Annotated in this window: 13 protein-coding genes and 1 riboswitch; of the genes, 8 read left to right on the forward strand and 5 right to left on the reverse strand. The window is 69.9% G+C overall.

Features of this window, described 5'->3' with window-relative positions:
* Window positions 1-180: 180 nt before the first annotated feature.
* The gene (locus ABTZ54_RS26780; RefSeq protein ID WP_351667809.1) at window positions 181-834 is read right to left on the reverse strand and encodes a TetR/AcrR family transcriptional regulator; all 654 of its coding nucleotides are present in this window, start codon (window positions 832-834) and stop codon (window positions 181-183) included.
* Window positions 835-917: 83 nt separating this feature from the next.
* Between ABTZ54_RS26780 and ABTZ54_RS26785 the strand changes: the two genes are divergently transcribed.
* The gene (locus ABTZ54_RS26785; RefSeq protein ID WP_351667811.1) at window positions 918-1,670 is read left to right on the forward strand and encodes an SDR family oxidoreductase; all 753 of its coding nucleotides are present in this window, start codon (window positions 918-920) and stop codon (window positions 1,668-1,670) included.
* Window positions 1,671-1,939: 269 nt separating this feature from the next.
* Window positions 1,940-2,725, forward strand: a complete 786-nt coding sequence (gene nagB / locus ABTZ54_RS26790; protein WP_351667813.1) for a glucosamine-6-phosphate deaminase — start codon at window positions 1,940-1,942, stop codon at window positions 2,723-2,725.
* Between the two features lie 97 nt (window positions 2,726-2,822).
* Here the strand turns inward: nagB and ABTZ54_RS26795 are convergent, their stop codons facing one another.
* The 4 genes from ABTZ54_RS26795 to ABTZ54_RS26810 form a co-directional block, all read right to left on the reverse strand.
* Complete coding sequence (locus ABTZ54_RS26795) at window positions 2,823-4,343, reverse strand: glycoside hydrolase family 3 protein (RefSeq protein ID WP_351667815.1); 1,521 nt, start codon at window positions 4,341-4,343, stop codon at window positions 2,823-2,825.
* Between the two features lie 10 nt (window positions 4,344-4,353).
* On the reverse strand, window positions 4,354-5,208 hold the full coding sequence (locus ABTZ54_RS26800) for a carbohydrate ABC transporter permease (RefSeq protein WP_351667817.1): 855 nt from the start codon (window positions 5,206-5,208) through the stop codon (window positions 4,354-4,356).
* Window positions 5,205-6,194, reverse strand: coding sequence for a carbohydrate ABC transporter permease (locus tag ABTZ54_RS26805; protein ID WP_351667819.1), 990 nt, complete (start codon window positions 6,192-6,194; stop codon window positions 5,205-5,207). The genes ABTZ54_RS26800 and ABTZ54_RS26805 overlap by 4 nt, the downstream gene beginning before the upstream one ends.
* Before the next feature lie 75 nt (window positions 6,195-6,269).
* Window positions 6,270-7,556 (reverse strand): extracellular solute-binding protein, encoded by a 1,287-nt coding sequence (locus ABTZ54_RS26810; RefSeq protein WP_351667821.1) that lies wholly within the window; start codon window positions 7,554-7,556, stop codon window positions 6,270-6,272.
* 285 nt (window positions 7,557-7,841) lie between these two features.
* Here ABTZ54_RS26810 and ABTZ54_RS26815 point away from each other — a divergent pair, with 285 nt between their 5' ends.
* The 6 genes from ABTZ54_RS26815 (at window position 7,842) to ABTZ54_RS26840 (ending at window position 14,864) form a co-directional block, all read left to right on the forward strand.
* A complete protein-coding gene (locus ABTZ54_RS26815; RefSeq protein WP_351667946.1) occupies window positions 7,842-8,606 on the forward strand; it encodes a GntR family transcriptional regulator in 765 nt (254 codons plus the stop codon).
* A 103-nt stretch (window positions 8,607-8,709) separates the two neighbouring features.
* A complete protein-coding gene (locus ABTZ54_RS26820) occupies window positions 8,710-8,964 on the forward strand; it encodes a DUF3311 domain-containing protein (protein WP_351667823.1) in 255 nt (84 codons plus the stop codon).
* Complete coding sequence (gene mctP / locus ABTZ54_RS26825) at window positions 8,961-10,586, forward strand: monocarboxylate uptake permease MctP (RefSeq protein WP_351667825.1); 1,626 nt, start codon at window positions 8,961-8,963, stop codon at window positions 10,584-10,586. The genes ABTZ54_RS26820 and mctP overlap by 4 nt, the downstream gene beginning before the upstream one ends.
* 86 nt (window positions 10,587-10,672) lie before the next feature.
* Entirely contained in the window at window positions 10,673-11,188 is a 516-nt protein-coding gene (locus tag ABTZ54_RS26830; protein WP_351667827.1) for a GNAT family N-acetyltransferase, read from the forward strand.
* 58 nt (window positions 11,189-11,246) lie between these two features.
* A riboswitch (cobalamin riboswitch) is annotated at window positions 11,247-11,371 on the forward strand.
* Window positions 11,372-11,499: 128 nt separating this feature from the next.
* Window positions 11,500-13,851: a ribonucleoside-diphosphate reductase subunit alpha gene (locus ABTZ54_RS26835; RefSeq protein ID WP_351667829.1), complete on the forward strand. Its 2,352-nt coding sequence runs from the start codon at window positions 11,500-11,502 to the stop codon at window positions 13,849-13,851.
* Window positions 13,851-14,864: a ribonucleotide-diphosphate reductase subunit beta gene (locus ABTZ54_RS26840; protein WP_351667831.1), complete on the forward strand. Its 1,014-nt coding sequence runs from the start codon at window positions 13,851-13,853 to the stop codon at window positions 14,862-14,864. Before ABTZ54_RS26835 ends, ABTZ54_RS26840 begins: the two co-directional genes overlap by 1 nt.
* The last annotated feature ends 33 nt before the right edge of the window (window positions 14,865-14,897 follow it).

Here is a 14,897-nt window from a genome sequence, read left to right on the forward strand (position 1 = left end):
GCACAGGAGGGTGGACGAGGTGCCCGGCGCTCTCTGCCCTGACTGCGCCGAGACCTCCCATACGGCCGAGGGCACCGCACACCCACGGCCGAGCAACTCCGGGCTGCGGTGCCGGACGGGTTGAGGGTCCCGTCAGGCGCCGCGGCCCGCGGGTGTCTCCGGGGCCTTTCGCGCCGCCGCCTACCCGGCCGCCGGACCCGCTCCGGACCCCACTCCCGCCTCCGCCCCGTCCGCCGTACGGCCCGGGGGCCACGCCAGCATCGCCGTCGCCGCCAGCGCCTCCAGCTCCTGGCGGCTCGCGCCGTCGCGGGCCTGCTGGGACATGCCCTGGAGGACGGCGCCGCTGAAGCGGGCGAGGGCCCCGGCGTCGGTGTCCGCGGGCAGCTCGCCGCTCTCGACGTCCCGGCGGATCCGGTCCTCGAACGCCGTGAGGTTGTCATTGCGCCGCGCGCGCAGGGCCTCCTCGACCTCGGGCGTCGAGCAGTTGGTCGCGGCGGAGATCATCAGGCAGCCCCTCGGGTGGGCCGGGTCGGTGTACTCCCCCGCCGCCTCCGCGAGCATCCGGCCGATCGCGCCGCGGGCGGTCGCCTCCTCGTCGAAGGCGCGCCCGCCGAAGGCCCCGTACGACCGCGCGTACTCCTCCACGACCTCCTCGAAGAGGGTCTTCTTGTCGCCGAAGGCCGCGTAGAGGCTCGGTGCGCTGATGCCCATGACGCGGGTGAGGTCGGAGACGGAGGTCGTCTCGTAGCCGTGTTCCCAGAAGGCCATCGTGGCCTGCTCCAGCGCCGTCGGGCGGTCGAAGGAGCGGGGCCGGCCGCGCTGTTTCGAGGTCATGGCGTTAATTCTATAGCGGACGCTACGGAAGGTGGTACGGTTGTTTTCGTAACGACCGCTACACAAGTGGGGGGAGCGTCGCCATGGGCGTGCTCAAGGGGAAGACAGCGCTGGTCACGGGCGGCAGCAGGGGCATCGGGCGGGCCGTCGCCGAGCGTCTCGCGCGGGACGGGGCGCGGGTCGCCGTGCACTACGGGAGCAACGAGGCGGCGGCGGAGGAGACGGTCGGGGCGATCCTGGCCGGGGGCGGCGAGGCCTTCGCGATCGGGCAGGAGCTGGGCGTCCCGGGGGACGCGGAGGCCCTGTGGAAGGCCTTCGACGCGCACGCGGACGGCCTGGACATCCTGGTGAACAACGCGGGGATCGGCACGTCGGCCCCCTTCTCCTCGATCGGCGAGGAGGAGTACGAGCGGATCTTCGCGGTCAACACGAAGGCGCCGTTCTTCCTGGCCCAGCTGGGCGCGGAGCGGCTGCGCGACGGGGGCCGGATCGTGAACGTGTCGACCGGGCTCTCGCACGCGGCGGTCATGCCGGAGCTGATCGCGTACGCGATGTCGAAGAGCGCGCTCGACACCTTCACCCGCTATCTGTCGAAGGTGCTCGGCCCGCGCGGGATCACGGTCAACGCGGTGGCTCCGGGCATCGTCGACACGGACGTCAACGCGGGGTGGCTGCGGGGGAACGAGGAGGCCTGGGCGGGGGCGGCGGCGATGTCGGCCCTGGGGAAGGTCGGGGAGCCCTCGGACATAGCCGACGTGGTGGCCTTCCTGGCCTCCCACGACGGGCGCTGGGTGACCGGGCAGTGGATCGACGCGACGGGAGGCTCCCTGGCCTGAGCCGGGCGGGAGAGGGGCAGGAGAGGGGCACGAGAGGGGGTGGGCCGGGCCCGGGCCGGCGGGCTTCGAGTGGCTGGTGGGGCGGGGGCGGTCGACGATGGGTGGGGCGGGACGGGATGTGTCCGTGCCGATCGGCGGGGCGGGCCGCAAGGGGCGGTCCGCGGGCCGGAACGGCATGGGCGGAAGGGCTCCGTTCTGCTAGATTTGAGCTTAGATTGGTCTATACCACCAGGCTCCTTTCCAGCCCTCACCAGATCGGCAGGCACAGCGTGGAAGTTGTCATCGTCAAGGACGCCAAGGCGGGCGGCGAGCTCATCGCGGACGGCATCGCCGACCTCCTGCGCCGCAAGCCGGACGCGCTGCTCGGCGTGGCCACCGGATCGACCCCGCTGCCCATCTACGACGCCCTGACCGCCCAGGTCGCGGCCGGCTCCGTCGACGCCTCCCGGGCCCGTATCGCCCAGCTGGACGAGTACGTCGGGCTGCCCGCCGGGCACCCCGAGTCCTACCGGTCCACGGTGCTGCGCCAGGTCGTCGAGCCGCTCGGGCTCTCCCAGGACGCCTTCATGGGCCCCGACGGCTCCGCCGAGGACGTCCAGGCGGCCTGCGTGGCCTACGACAAGGCGCTCGCCGAGGCCGGCGGCGTCGACCTCCAGATCCTCGGCATCGGCACCGACGGGCACATCGGCTTCAACGAGCCCTGCTCCTCGCTCGCCTCCCGCACCCGGATCAAGACGCTCACCGAGCAGACCCGGGTGGACAACGCGCGCTTCTTCGACAACGACATCGACCAGGTGCCGCACCACGTCATCACCCAGGGCATCGGCACCATCCTGGAGGCCCGTCACCTGGTGCTGCTCGCCACCGGCGAGGGCAAGGCCGACGCCGTCGCGGCCACGGTCGAGGGCCCGGTCGCGGCGCTCGTGCCGGCCTCCGCGCTCCAGCTGCACCCGCACGCCACCGTGGTCGTGGACGAGGCCGCCGCCTCCAAGCTGAAGCTGGCGGACTACTTCCGCCACACCTTCGTGAACAAGCCGGACTGGCAGGGCATCTAGTCACGCCCCTCGCGCCCCGTCCCCCGGACACGAGGAAGGGCCCGGCACCTGGAGCAGGTGCCGGGCCCTTCCTCGTACGCGTACCTCTGTCGAGGGCCTAGCGGCCGACGACCGCCTCCGCCGCGGCGCGGCCGCAGACGCGGGCGGCGCCGTGGGTGGCGATGTGCAGGGCCCCGCGGGGCTCCGACTCGTTGAGGCCCATCTCGACCACCACGGTGTCCGGGCGGGCCGCGAGCAGGGCGTCCAGGGCCTTGGTCATCCACGGGTGCCGGTGGGCGTCCCGTACAACCGCGACCACCCGCCGGTCGCCCGCGGCGGCGAGGACCTCGTCCAGGGAGGCCTCGGCGCCGTAGGAGCCGGTCTCGGTGCCCGGGAGGAGCCGCTCCAGCTCGGCGGCGACGCCCCACGGGGTCTCGTCGCCGACCGCGAAGTTGGCGACGGGAGTGAAGGCGGCCACGTAGGGAGCGCTGGTCATCGGCTGGTACGGCCGCTCCCCCGGGGTCAGCCGCAGGGCCCTGCGGGCCGCGACGAGACCCACGTCGGTGCCGGGCGCGGTCCCCTCCTGCACTGCCGCGCCCGGCCCCGATACAGCCCCCCGAGCCCGGTGCGCCTGGGTCCAGGCCGCCAGGGCGCGCACGCGCGCCGCGGCGTCGGCCAGCCGCTCCTCGGGCAGTTCACCGGTCCGTACCGCGTTCACCAGCGCGTCGCGCAGGCTCAGTACGGTGCCCTCGTCGGCCAGCCCGCCGCCGACGCAGATGGCGTCGGCGCCCGCGGCGATGGCGAGGACGGATCCGCGCTCGATGCCGTACGTCGACGCGATGGCCTGCATCTCCATGCCGTCGGTGACGATCAGCCCCTCGAAGCCCAGCTCCCGGCGGAGCAGACCGGTGAGGATCTGCGGGCTCAGGGTGGCCGGACGGTTCGGGTCGAGCGCGGAGAGCAGGATATGCGCGCTCATGACCGCTTTGGTACCCGCGGCGATGGCCGCGCGGAAAGGTACCAGCTCACGGGCGTGCAGTGTGTCGAGGTCCACATCGATGCGGGGCAGCGCGTGGTGCGAGTCCACATTGGTGTCGCCGTGCCCCGGGAAGTGCTTGGTGCAGGCGGCGACGCCCACGGCCTGGAGGCCGTCGACATAGGCCACGGTGTGCCGGGCGACCAGCTCGGGGTCGGCTCCGAAGGAGCGCACCCCGATGACCGGGTTGTCGGCGTTGGAGTTGACGTCGGCGGACGGCGCCCAGTTGAAGTCGACCCCGCACTCGGCGAGCCGGCGGCCGAGCTCGCGGGCCACGGCCCGGGTGAGCTCGACGTCGTCGACGCTGCCGAGCGCGTAGTTGCCCGGGAAGGAGGAGCCCTTCTTGACCTCCAGGCGGGTGACGTCGCCGCCCTCCTCGTCGATGGCGACCAGGACGTCGTCCCGCTCGGCGCGCAGCCGCGCGGTGAGCGCGGCGAGCTGCTCCGGGTTGTCGATGTTGCGGCCGAAGAGGCCGACCGAGGAGAGGCCCTCGCCGATGCGGCGGAGCAGCCAGTCGGGGGCGGTGGTGCCGACGAAGCCGGGCTGGAGGACGGTGAGCGCGTCCCTGGTCAGGGTGTCCGAGGCGCTTTCGAGAATGGTCATGGGGCGGACGTCATCCCTTCACTGCGCCGGCCGTCAGGCCAGCGGCCATCTTGCGCTGGACGAGGAGGAAGAGGATCACGATGGGGACGGCCATCATGGTGGAGCCGGCCATCATCGGGGCGTACTCGGTGCCGTTCTTGGTGATGAAGTTGGAGAGCCAGACGGTGGCCGTCTGGTTCTGCTGGCTCATCAGCATCAGGGCGTAGAGGTACTCGTTCCAGGCCTGGATGAAGCCGTAGACCGAGGTGGCGACCATGCCGGGGGCGAGCAGCGGGAAGACGACCCGCAGGAACGCGCCGGTGGGGGTGCAGCCGTCGACCTGCGCGGCCTCCTCCAGCTCCTTGGGGATGTTGACGATGAATCCGCGCAGCGTCCACACCGTGAAGGGGAGGATGAAGGTCAGGTAGGTGATGATCAGGCCGCTGAGCTTGTCGTACTGGCCCAGGTCGTTGAGCATCAGGAAGACCGGGATGATCATCGCGACGAGCGGGACCATCTGGACGGCGAGGATGCCGACGATGACGATCTTGCGGCCGCGGAAGGCGAAGCGGGAGATCGCGAGGGCGGCGAGCAGGCCGACCGCGATGCCGATGACGACCACGATGGAGGAGACGAGCAGGCTGCGGCCGACCGGTCCCCAGAAGTCCGCGATGTCCAGGGCACGCTTGAAGTTCTCAAGGGTGAAGACGGACGGGAAGAAGTGCGGATCGGGGTCGATCGCGTCCTTGGCCGGCTTGAAGGCCGTGTTGAGCATCCAGTAGACCGGGAAGCCGACGATGACGAAGACGAGCAGGCCGATGAGGTTCCAGCCCAGCTTCGACTTGCGCGGGCGGCGCGGGGCCGCCGAGACCTTGACGGTGCTCATTCGACATCTCCGATCTTGAGCATCTGGCGCATGTACACCGCCACGACACCCAGCAGCAGCAGGACCGTGACCAGAGCGATCGCGGAGCCGGTGCCGTAGTCGTTGACGACGAACGCCTTGTCGAACGAGTACGTGGTGAGCAGCTGGAACTCGGCCTCGGGGTGGCCGTTGCGCATCACGTAGACCTGCGGGAAGACACCCATGTCCCAGATCACCGAGAGCGTCGTCAGCATGACGAGGATGGGCTTGAGGATCGGCAGGGTGACGTACCGGAAGACCTTCCAGGCGCCGGCGCCGTCGAGGCGGGCGGCCTCTTCGAGCTCCTTGGGCACCTGGGTGAGGCCCGCGCTCAGGGTGATCACGACGAAGGGCACGGCGCCCCAGACCACCAGGAGCATGATCACGGCGAGGCCCTGCGGGCCGCTGGCGAACCAGTTGTGGCCGATCATGTCGACGCCGGGGATCCGGCTGAGCAGCCAGTTGAGGACGCCGTAGTCGGCGTCGAAGAGCCACTTGAAGATGGCGGTGGCGACGATGATCGGCATGCCCCAGCTCGCCACGAGGACGATGTTGATGAGCATCTTGACCCAGCCGGAGACGCGCTGGAGCAGCAGCGCGATCGCCATGCCGAGGACCATCGTGACGATCACCGCGCCGGCCGCGAAGAGCACGGTGCGCAGGACGACGGTCCAGAACTCGGAGTCGCCCAGGATGTTCGTGAAGTTGGAGAAGCCGGCCGACTCGGCCTCCTGGAAGCCCCACAGCTGCGGCTGCCCGAACTTCTGGAACGAGAGGGTGACCAGGCGGATCAGCGGATAGCCGAGCACCAGGATGAGCACGAGCAGACATGGCGCGAGAAGCAGCCATGGGATGCCGGCCCTGCCTTTGGACTTCCCGCGCGGGGCGGGCGTGCCGGCTCCGGAGCCGGATGGTGGCGATTGCCGCACCGGCGGCACCTTCGCGGTGGTTGTGTCTGCGGCACTCATCCCGTGCTCCTCAGCGATCCCTCTCGTGGTACGGGCGGCAGGGCCCCGCCGCGGTGGCGGGGCCCTGCCCATAGGTCACTTGGTGTTGATGACCTTGTCGATCGCGGCGTCGGCGTCCTTGGCCGCCTGCTCGACCGACTTCTTGCCGTTGGCGATCTCGATGAGCATCGTCTTGAGGGTCTGGGCCTTCTCGACCTGGCCCCAGCCGGGGGCGGTCGGGACGAACCAGCTCGACTCGGCGGCGGTCGCCGGAACGGCGGTGGCCGGGTCGTTCTTCAGCGGGGCGAGGTCCGCCTTGTTGTTCGGCAGGTTGCCCTTGCCGATCAGGCCCTTCTGGCCCTCGGGGCCGGTGAAGGCGGCGATCCACTCGGCCGCGACGCCCTGCGCCTTGGACTTGACCGGGATGGCCAGGTCCGAGCCGCCGAGGAAGACCGGGAGGTTCTTGCCGGACGGGCCGGGCATGACGAAGTTCTCCAGCTTGTCCTTCAGCCCGCCGACCTTGTCGGACTTCGGGTCGGCGGCGGTGGCGCCCTCCCAGCCGGCGGCGAAGATCGTCGCGGAGTTGCCCTGGCCGAAGACGACGGGACGGTCGGACTCGTCCTTCGTCTTGTCGCCGTGCATGTACTTGTCGACGATGTTCTTGTACTCGGTGAGGCCCTTGATGGACTCGGCCGAGGAGAGGTTCGACTTCCAGGTCTCGCCGTCCTGCTTGGCGATGGAGCCGCCGGCCTCGTAGACGAAGGACATCGCGGCGTACCAGTCGGGCGACGGCTGGTACCAGGCGCTGAACTTGTCGCCCTTCTTCGCCTGGATCTTGTCCAGGGCGGAGGTGAGCTCGGCCCAGGTCTTCGGGGCGGTCTTGACGCCGGCCTCGGCGGCGATGTCCTTGCGCCAGGTGCCCACGCGGCCACCGGCGTAGTAGGGGACACCGTAGGTCTTGCCGTTGTAGGTGACCGAGTCCTTGAGGGCGTCGAGCCACTTGTCGGAGTTGTCGAACTTCGACGGGTCGACCGGGGCGAAGGCGCCCTTGGCCATGTAGCTGATCATCTCGGAGTTGCCCATCTCGACAACGTCCGGGGCCTTGTCCGTGGCGAGCACCGCGTCCAGCTTGGTGTTCTTGTCCGGCCAGCCGTAGTACTCGTGCTTGATCTTGATGCCGGGGTGCTTCTTGGCAACCGCGTCATCGGCGGCCTTGACCAGCTCGGGCCAGTTGTTCTGGGCGTCGACCGTCAGCCAGACGGTGAGCTCCTTGGCGTCGCCGCCGCCGGCCTTCGCACCGTCCTTGGCGTCGGTGCCACCACACGCGGCAATGCTGACCATCATGCCCGCGACGCCGATCGCCGCGATGAGCTTGCGCTTCACGCCACCCTCCTCAGGGATGCTGCAAACCCCTGCCCACCGCGCGAAGACATGCGTCGAGTAATGCTCGTGGGGCTGGGACCTGGTCTTTAATGGTGTAGACCAGTACCCGGAGCTTGGCCTAGACCTTTAGGGGTGTCAAGGGTGTATAAGAAGGGCAGTCGGGTCCGTTATCGGACCGACACCTGAGGGAGGGCGACGACCTGTGACCGGTCCGTGCCACCATGTGAGCCGCGACAGACGGAGGAGCCGGTGACGGCAGCAGCACAGGAGTCGGGAAGGCAGGCCATGGCCACGGACGCGGGCAGCACGGAGACAGAGGGCGGCGCCGCCACCCGCACCGCGCGCGTGCCCAAGTACTACCGACTGAAGCGGCACTTGCTCGACATGACGGAGACCCTGCCGCCCGGCACCCCGGTCCCGCCGGAGCGCACGCTCGCCGCGGAGTTCGACACCTCGCGCACCACCGTGCGCCAGGCCCTCCAGGAACTGGTGGTCGAGGGCCGCCTGGAGCGGATCCAGGGCAAGGGCACCTTCGTGGCCAAGCCCAAGGTCTCCCAGGCCCTCCAGCTCACCTCGTACACCGAGGACATGCGCGCGCAGGGCCTTGAGCCCACCTCGCAGCTCCTCGACATCGGTTACGTCACCGCGGACGACACCCTCGCCGGGCTGCTCGACATCACGGCCGGCGGCCGGGTGCTGCGGATCGAGCGACTGCGCCTCGCGAGCGGCGAGCCGATGGCCATCGAGACCACCCATCTGTCCGCCAAGCGCTTCCCCGCGCTGCGGCGTTCGCTGGTGAAGTACACCTCGCTCTACACCGCGCTCGCCGAGGTGTACGACGTGCATCTGGCCGAGGCCGAGGAGACCATCGAGACCTCGCTCGCCACCCCGCGCGAGGCCGGTCTGCTCGGTACGGACGTGGGCCTGCCGATGCTGATGCTCTCCCGTCACTCCCTGGACGCCCAGGGCGAACCGGTCGAATGGGTGCGTTCGGTCTACCGCGGCGACCGCTACAAGTTCGTGGCCCGACTCCAGCGTCCCAACGGCTGACCTGACACACCTGATCCGTTATACGGACAGGGGTTCCTAACGGCGAGACCGTCCCCTAGATTGCCCCGTCTTACGAGGTGATCAGCGAGGGGACGGTTTCGCCATGTCAGAAGCGACACAAGGGAAACAACCGGTCATCACACCGTCGAGGGTGGTGATCGCGCTCTGCCTGGCCGCGCCCTTCGTGGCGATGCTCTGGGTGGGCTCGTACGCGAAGGTGGACCCCACCTTCATCGGCATCCCGTTCTTCTACTGGTACCAGATGCTCTGGGTGGTCGTCTCCACCGGTCTGACCATGCTCGCGTACCAGCTCTGGAAGCGCGACCAGCGCGTCCGCAAGGGGGGTGACGCGCGATGAACGACGGCGTGAACGGCGTCGCGCTCGGCGTCTTCGTCTTCTTCTTCCTGGCCGTCACGGTCATGGGATTCCTGGCCGCGAAGTGGCGCAAGGCCGAGAACGAGAACAGCCTGGACGAATGGGGCCTGGGCGGCCGGTCGTTCGGCACCTGGGTCACCTGGTTCCTGCTCGGCGGCGACCTCTACACCGCGTACACCTTCGTCGCCGTCCCGGCGGCCATCTACGCGGCGGGCGCGGCCGGCTTCTTCGCCGTGCCGTACACGATCCTGGTCTACCCGCTGATCTTCACCTTCCTGCCCCGCCTGTGGTCGGTCTCCCACAAGCACGGTTACGTCACCACCTCCGACTTCGTCCGCGGCCGCTTCGGCTCCAAGGGCCTGTCGCTCGCGGTCGCCGTCACCGGCATCCTCGCCACCATGCCGTACATCGCCCTCCAACTCGTCGGCATCCAGGCCGTCCTGGACGTGATGGGCGTCGGCGGCGGCGAGAACACCCACTGGTTCATCAAGGACCTGCCGCTGCTCATCGCCTTCGGCGTGCTCGCGGCGTACACGTACTCCTCCGGCCTGCGCGCCCCGGCGCTCATCGCCTTCGTCAAGGACACCCTGATCTACATCGTCATCGCGGTGGCGATCATCTACATCCCGATCAAGCTGGGCGGCTTCGACGAGATCTTCGCCAAGGCCGGCGAGGCGTACCAGACGATCAACCCGGCCACCGGCAAGCCCAAGGGCGCGCTCGTGCCCGGCGAGGCCGGCCAGTGGACGTACGCGACGCTGGCGCTGGGCTCGGCGCTCGCGCTCTTCATGTACCCGCACTCGATCACCGCGACGCTCTCCTCCAGGAGCCGCGAGGTGATCCGCCGCAACACCACGATCCTGCCGCTGTACTCGCTGATGCTCGGCCTGCTCGCGCTGCTCGGCTTCATGGCCATCGCCGCCGGGGTGAAGGTCACCAACGGGCAGCTGGCCATCCCGCAGCTCTTCGAGGACATGTTCCCGGCCTGGTTCGCGGGCGTGGCCTTCGCCGCCATCGGCATCGGCGCGCTGGTCCCGGCGGCGATCATGTCGATCGCGGCGGCCAACCTGTTCACCAGGAACATCTACAAGGACTTCCTCAAGCCGCACGCGACGCCCGAGCAGGAGACCAAGGTCTCCAAGCTGGTCTCGCTGCTCGTGAAGGTCGGCGCGCTGGTCTTCGTCCTCACCATGGACAAGACCGTCGCCATCAACTTCCAGCTGCTCGGCGGCATCTGGATCCTCCAGACCTTCCCCGCCCTGGTCGGCGGCCTGTTCACCCGCTGGTTCCACCGCTGGGCGCTGCTCGCCGGCTGGGCCGTCGGCATGGTCTACGGCACGGCCGCGGCATACGGCGTGGCCAGCCCGACCCAGAAGCACTTCGGCGGCTCGTCGGCCGAGATCCCCGGCATCGGCGAGATCGGCTACATCGGCCTCACCGCCTTCGTGCTCAACCTGGTGGTCACCGTGGTCCTCACCGTCGTCCTGAAGGCGCTCAAGGCGCCCGAGGGCGTCGACGAGACCTCGCCCGCGGACTACACGGCGGACGCCGGGGACGCGGGTGTCGTCACCGAGCTCCCGAAGGTGGGTGCCGCCGGGCACTGAGCCCCTGGTCGCCCGCTCCGCCCGCTCCGCCCGCCCCCGGCATATCCGGAGGCGGGCGGAGCCGTGCCGGGGGCAGACTGCCGGTCATGGACTTCACGATCAGGGCGATACGGCCCGAGGAGTACGAGGCCCTCGGCGAGGTCACCGCGCGGGCCTACCTCGACGACGGGTTCCTCGCCTTCGGCGAGGACGACGAGTACCAGCACCTGCTGCGGGACGTGGCCCGGCGGGACGCCGAGGCCGAGGTGCTCGTGGCGGTCGACACCACGGATCCGGCCGGCCCGGTCCTCGGCGGGGTGACCTTCACCGCCGGCGGCGGGGAGTGGGCCGACATCGCCCGGGAGGGCGAGGCCGAGTTCCGCATGCTGGCCGTCGCCCACACCGCCCGCGGCCGGGGCGTCGGGGAGGCCCTGGTGCGGGCCTGCGTCGACCGGGCGCGGGCCGTGGAGGGCTGCGCGCGGATCGTGCTGTCCACCCAGCCGGCCATGTCCACCGCCCACCGCGTCTATGAGCGACTGGGCTTCACCCGCTCCCCCGAACGGGACTGGAATCCCGTCCAGGGCTCGGAATTCATGCTCTTCACCTACGTTCTGGAGCTCTGACCGCAGCTCCGACCGACACAACATGTGGGGGGTTCCGCGAGCGGAGCCCCCCACATGTATGCTCGTCCTCGCTGTCGCCGCAGGGGAATCCGGTGGAAATCCGGAACTGTCCCGCAACGGTGTGTTTTGCGCGCTTTCGCGCCCAGGGTGAGTCCGAGGACCTGCCGGCAGCGCGCCCGGTCCGTCCGTTCCGGGTGCCACAGACGTCCGGGCCTCGCGGAGTGGGCCGGTGGACGCGGCGCCGCCGTGCGTACGGCCGCCCGTTCCCGCCTCCCGTCCTGGCTCCGAGCCGAGCGAGGGAGAGCCCCCACGTGACCATCGCGCCCGCCGATCCGGCCGCAGCGATCGAGACCGACGGACCCGGCACCGTACTGCTGCGGACCCTGACCGATCTCACCGCCGACCTCCCGGACACCGACCCCGGCAAGGTCGCCGCCGCCGCCCTGCGCGGCCGCAGCGCGGGCGCGGACGAGGCGGAGCTGCGCGAGCTGGCCACCGAGGCCGCCGCCGGACTGATCGCCGAGGACCCGGCGTACTCCCGGCTCGCCGCCCGGCTGCTCACCGTCACCATCGCCGACGAGGCCGCCGGACAGGGCGCGTCCTCCTTCTCGGCCTCCGTCGCCGTCGGCCACCGCGAGGGCCTGATCGCCGACCGCACGGCCGCGTTCGTCGCCGCGCACGCCGCGCGCCTCGACGCGCTGATCGACCCGGCGGGCGACGACCGCTTCGGCTACTTCGGCCTGCGCACCCTCTACTCCCGCTACCTGCTGCGCCACCCGATCACCCGCCAGGTGATCGAGACCCCGCAGCACTTCATGCTGCGCGTCGCGAGCGGTCTCGCCGAGGACGAGTCGACGCGCGCCGTCGACGAGGTGGCCGCGCTGTACGGGCTGATGAGCCGCCTGGACTACCTGCCCTCCTCCCCCACCCTCTTCAACTCCGGCACCCGCCACCCGCAGATGTCCTCCTGCTACCTGCTCGACTCCCCGCAGGACGAGCTGGACTCCATCTACGACCGCTACCACCAGGTCGCGCGCCTGTCGAAGCACGCGGGCGGCATCGGCCTCTCGTACTCCCGCATCCGCGCCCGCGGTTCGCTGATCCGCGGCACCAACGGGCACTCCAACGGCATCGTGCCGTTCCTGAAGACGCTGGACGCCTCCGTCGCCGCGGTGAACCAGGGCGGCCGCCGCAAGGGCGCCGCCGCGGTCTACCTGGAGACCTGGCACGCGGACATCGAGGAGTTCCTGGAGCTCCGCGACAACACCGGCGAGGACGCCCGCCGCACGCACAACCTGAACCTGGCGCACTGGATCCCGGACGAGTTCATGCGCCGGGTCAACGCGGACGCCGCGTGGTCGCTGTTCTCCCCCGCCGACGTGCCCGAGCTCGTCGACCTGTACGGCGCGGAGTTCGACGCCGCGTACCTCAAGGCGGAGGCCGCGGGCCTGGCCAAGAAGTCCATGCCGGCGCGTGACCTGTACGGCCGGATGATGCGTACCCTCGCGCAGACCGGCAACGGCTGGATGACCTTCAAGGACGCGTCCAACCGGACCGCCAACCAGACCGCCGAGCCCGGCTCGGTAGTCCACTCCTCGAACCTCTGCACCGAGATCATCGAGGTCACCGACGACGGCGAGACGGCCGTCTGCAACCTGGGCTCGGTCAACCTCGGCGCCTTCGTCGTCGGTTCGGACATCGACTGGGCGCGGCTCGACGAGACCGTGCGCACCGCCGTCACCTTCCTCGACCGGGTCGTCGACATCAACTTCTACCCGACCGAGCAGGCCGGCCGCTCCAACGCCCGCTGGCGGCCGGTGGGCCTGGGCGCGATGGGCCTCCAGGACGTCTTCTTCAAGCTGAAGCTGCCCTTCGACTCGGCCGAGGCCCGCGCGCTGTCCACCCGGATCGCCGAGCGGATCATGCTGGCCGCGTACGAGGCCTCCGCCGACCTCGCCGAGCGCAACGGCCCGCTGCCCGCCTGGGACAAGACCCGCACCGCGCGCGGTGTGCTGCACCCTGACCACTACGACGTGGAGCTGAACTGGCCGGAGCGCTGGGCCGCGCTGCGCGAGCGGATCGCCGCCGTCGGCATGCGCAACAGCCTGCTGCTCGCCATCGCGCCGACCGCGACCATCGCCTCGATCGCCGGCGTCTACGAGTGCATCGAGCCGCAGGTCTCCAACCTGTTCAAGCGCGAGACGCTCTCCGGCGAGTTCCTCCAGGTCAACTCGTACCTGGTCGACGAGCTGAAGGCGCTCGGCGTGTGGGACGCGCAGACCCGTGAGGCGCTGCGCGACTCCAACGGCTCGGTGGCCGGCTTCACCTGGGTGCCCGCCGAGGTGCGCGAGCTGTACCGCACGGCCTGGGAGATCCCGCAGCGCGGCCTGATCGACATGGCCGCGGACCGGACCCCCTTCCTGGACCAGTCGCAGTCGCTGAACCTGTTCATGGAGACGCCGACCATCGGCAAGCTGTCGTCGATGTACGCGTACGCCTGGAAGCAGGGTCTGAAGACCACGTACTACCTGCGCTCCCGCCCGGCGACCCGGATCGCCCGCGCCGCCCAGGCCGCCGCCCCCATCCCCGTCCAGCAGGTCGCCGACCCCGACGCCGTCGCCTGCTCCCTTGAGAACCCCGAGTCCTGCGAGGCCTGCCAGTAATGACCGCCGAGAACAAGAACCTGCTCGACCCGGGCTTCGAACTGACCCTGCGTCCGATGCGCTACCCGGACTTCTACGAGCGCTACCGCGACGCGATCAAGAACACCTGGACCGTCGAGGAGGTCGACCTCCACTCGGACGTCGCCGACCTCGCCAAGCTCACCCCCGGTGAGCAGCACATGATCGGGCGCCTGGTCGCCTTCTTCGCGACCGGCGACTCGATCGTGGCCAACAACCTGGTCCTGACGCTCTACAAGCACATCAACTCCCCGGAAGCGCGCCTGTACCTCTCGCGCCAGCTCTTCGAGGAAGCCGTCCACGTCCAGTTCTACCTGACGCTCCTGGACACCTACCTCCCCGACCCGGACGACCGGGCGGCGGCCTTCGCGGCCGTCGAGAACATCCCCTCCATCCGCGAGAAGGCGCAGTTCTGCTTCCGCTGGATGGACTCGGTGGAGAAGATCGACAAGCTGGAGACCCAGGCCGACCGCCGCCGTTTCCTCCTCAACCTGATCTGCTTCGCCGCCTGCATCGAGGGCCTGTTCTTCTACGGCGCCTTCGCGTACGTGTACTGGTTCCGCTCCCGCGGTCTGCTGCACGGCCTGGCCACCGGCACCAACTGGGTGTTCCGCGACGAGACCATGCACATGGACTTCGCGTTCCAGGTCGTGGACACCGTCCGCAAGGAGGAGCCGGAACTCTTCGACGACGAGCTCCAGGCCCAGGTCACCGCGATGCTGAAGGAGGCCGTCGAGGCGGAGCTCCAGTTCGGCCGCGACCTGTGCGGCGACGGCCTGCCGGGCATGAACACCGAGTCGATGCGCGAGTACCTCCAGTGCGTCGCCGACCAGCGCCTCGTCCGCCTGGGCATCCCCCCGGTCTTCGGCTCGGAGAACCCGTTCGCCTTCATGGAACTCCAGGGCGTCCAGGAACTCACCAACTTCTTCGAGCGACGGCCGTCCGCGTACCAGGTGGCGGTCGAGGGGTCTGTGGACCTGGACGAGGACTTCTAGGACTCGGTCCGACCTCTGGTACGTACGTGGAAG

The sequence above is a fragment of the Streptomyces sp. NPDC094032 genome (assembly GCF_040303965.1).
Classification (GTDB): Bacteria; Actinomycetota; Actinomycetes; order Streptomycetales; family Streptomycetaceae; genus Streptomyces.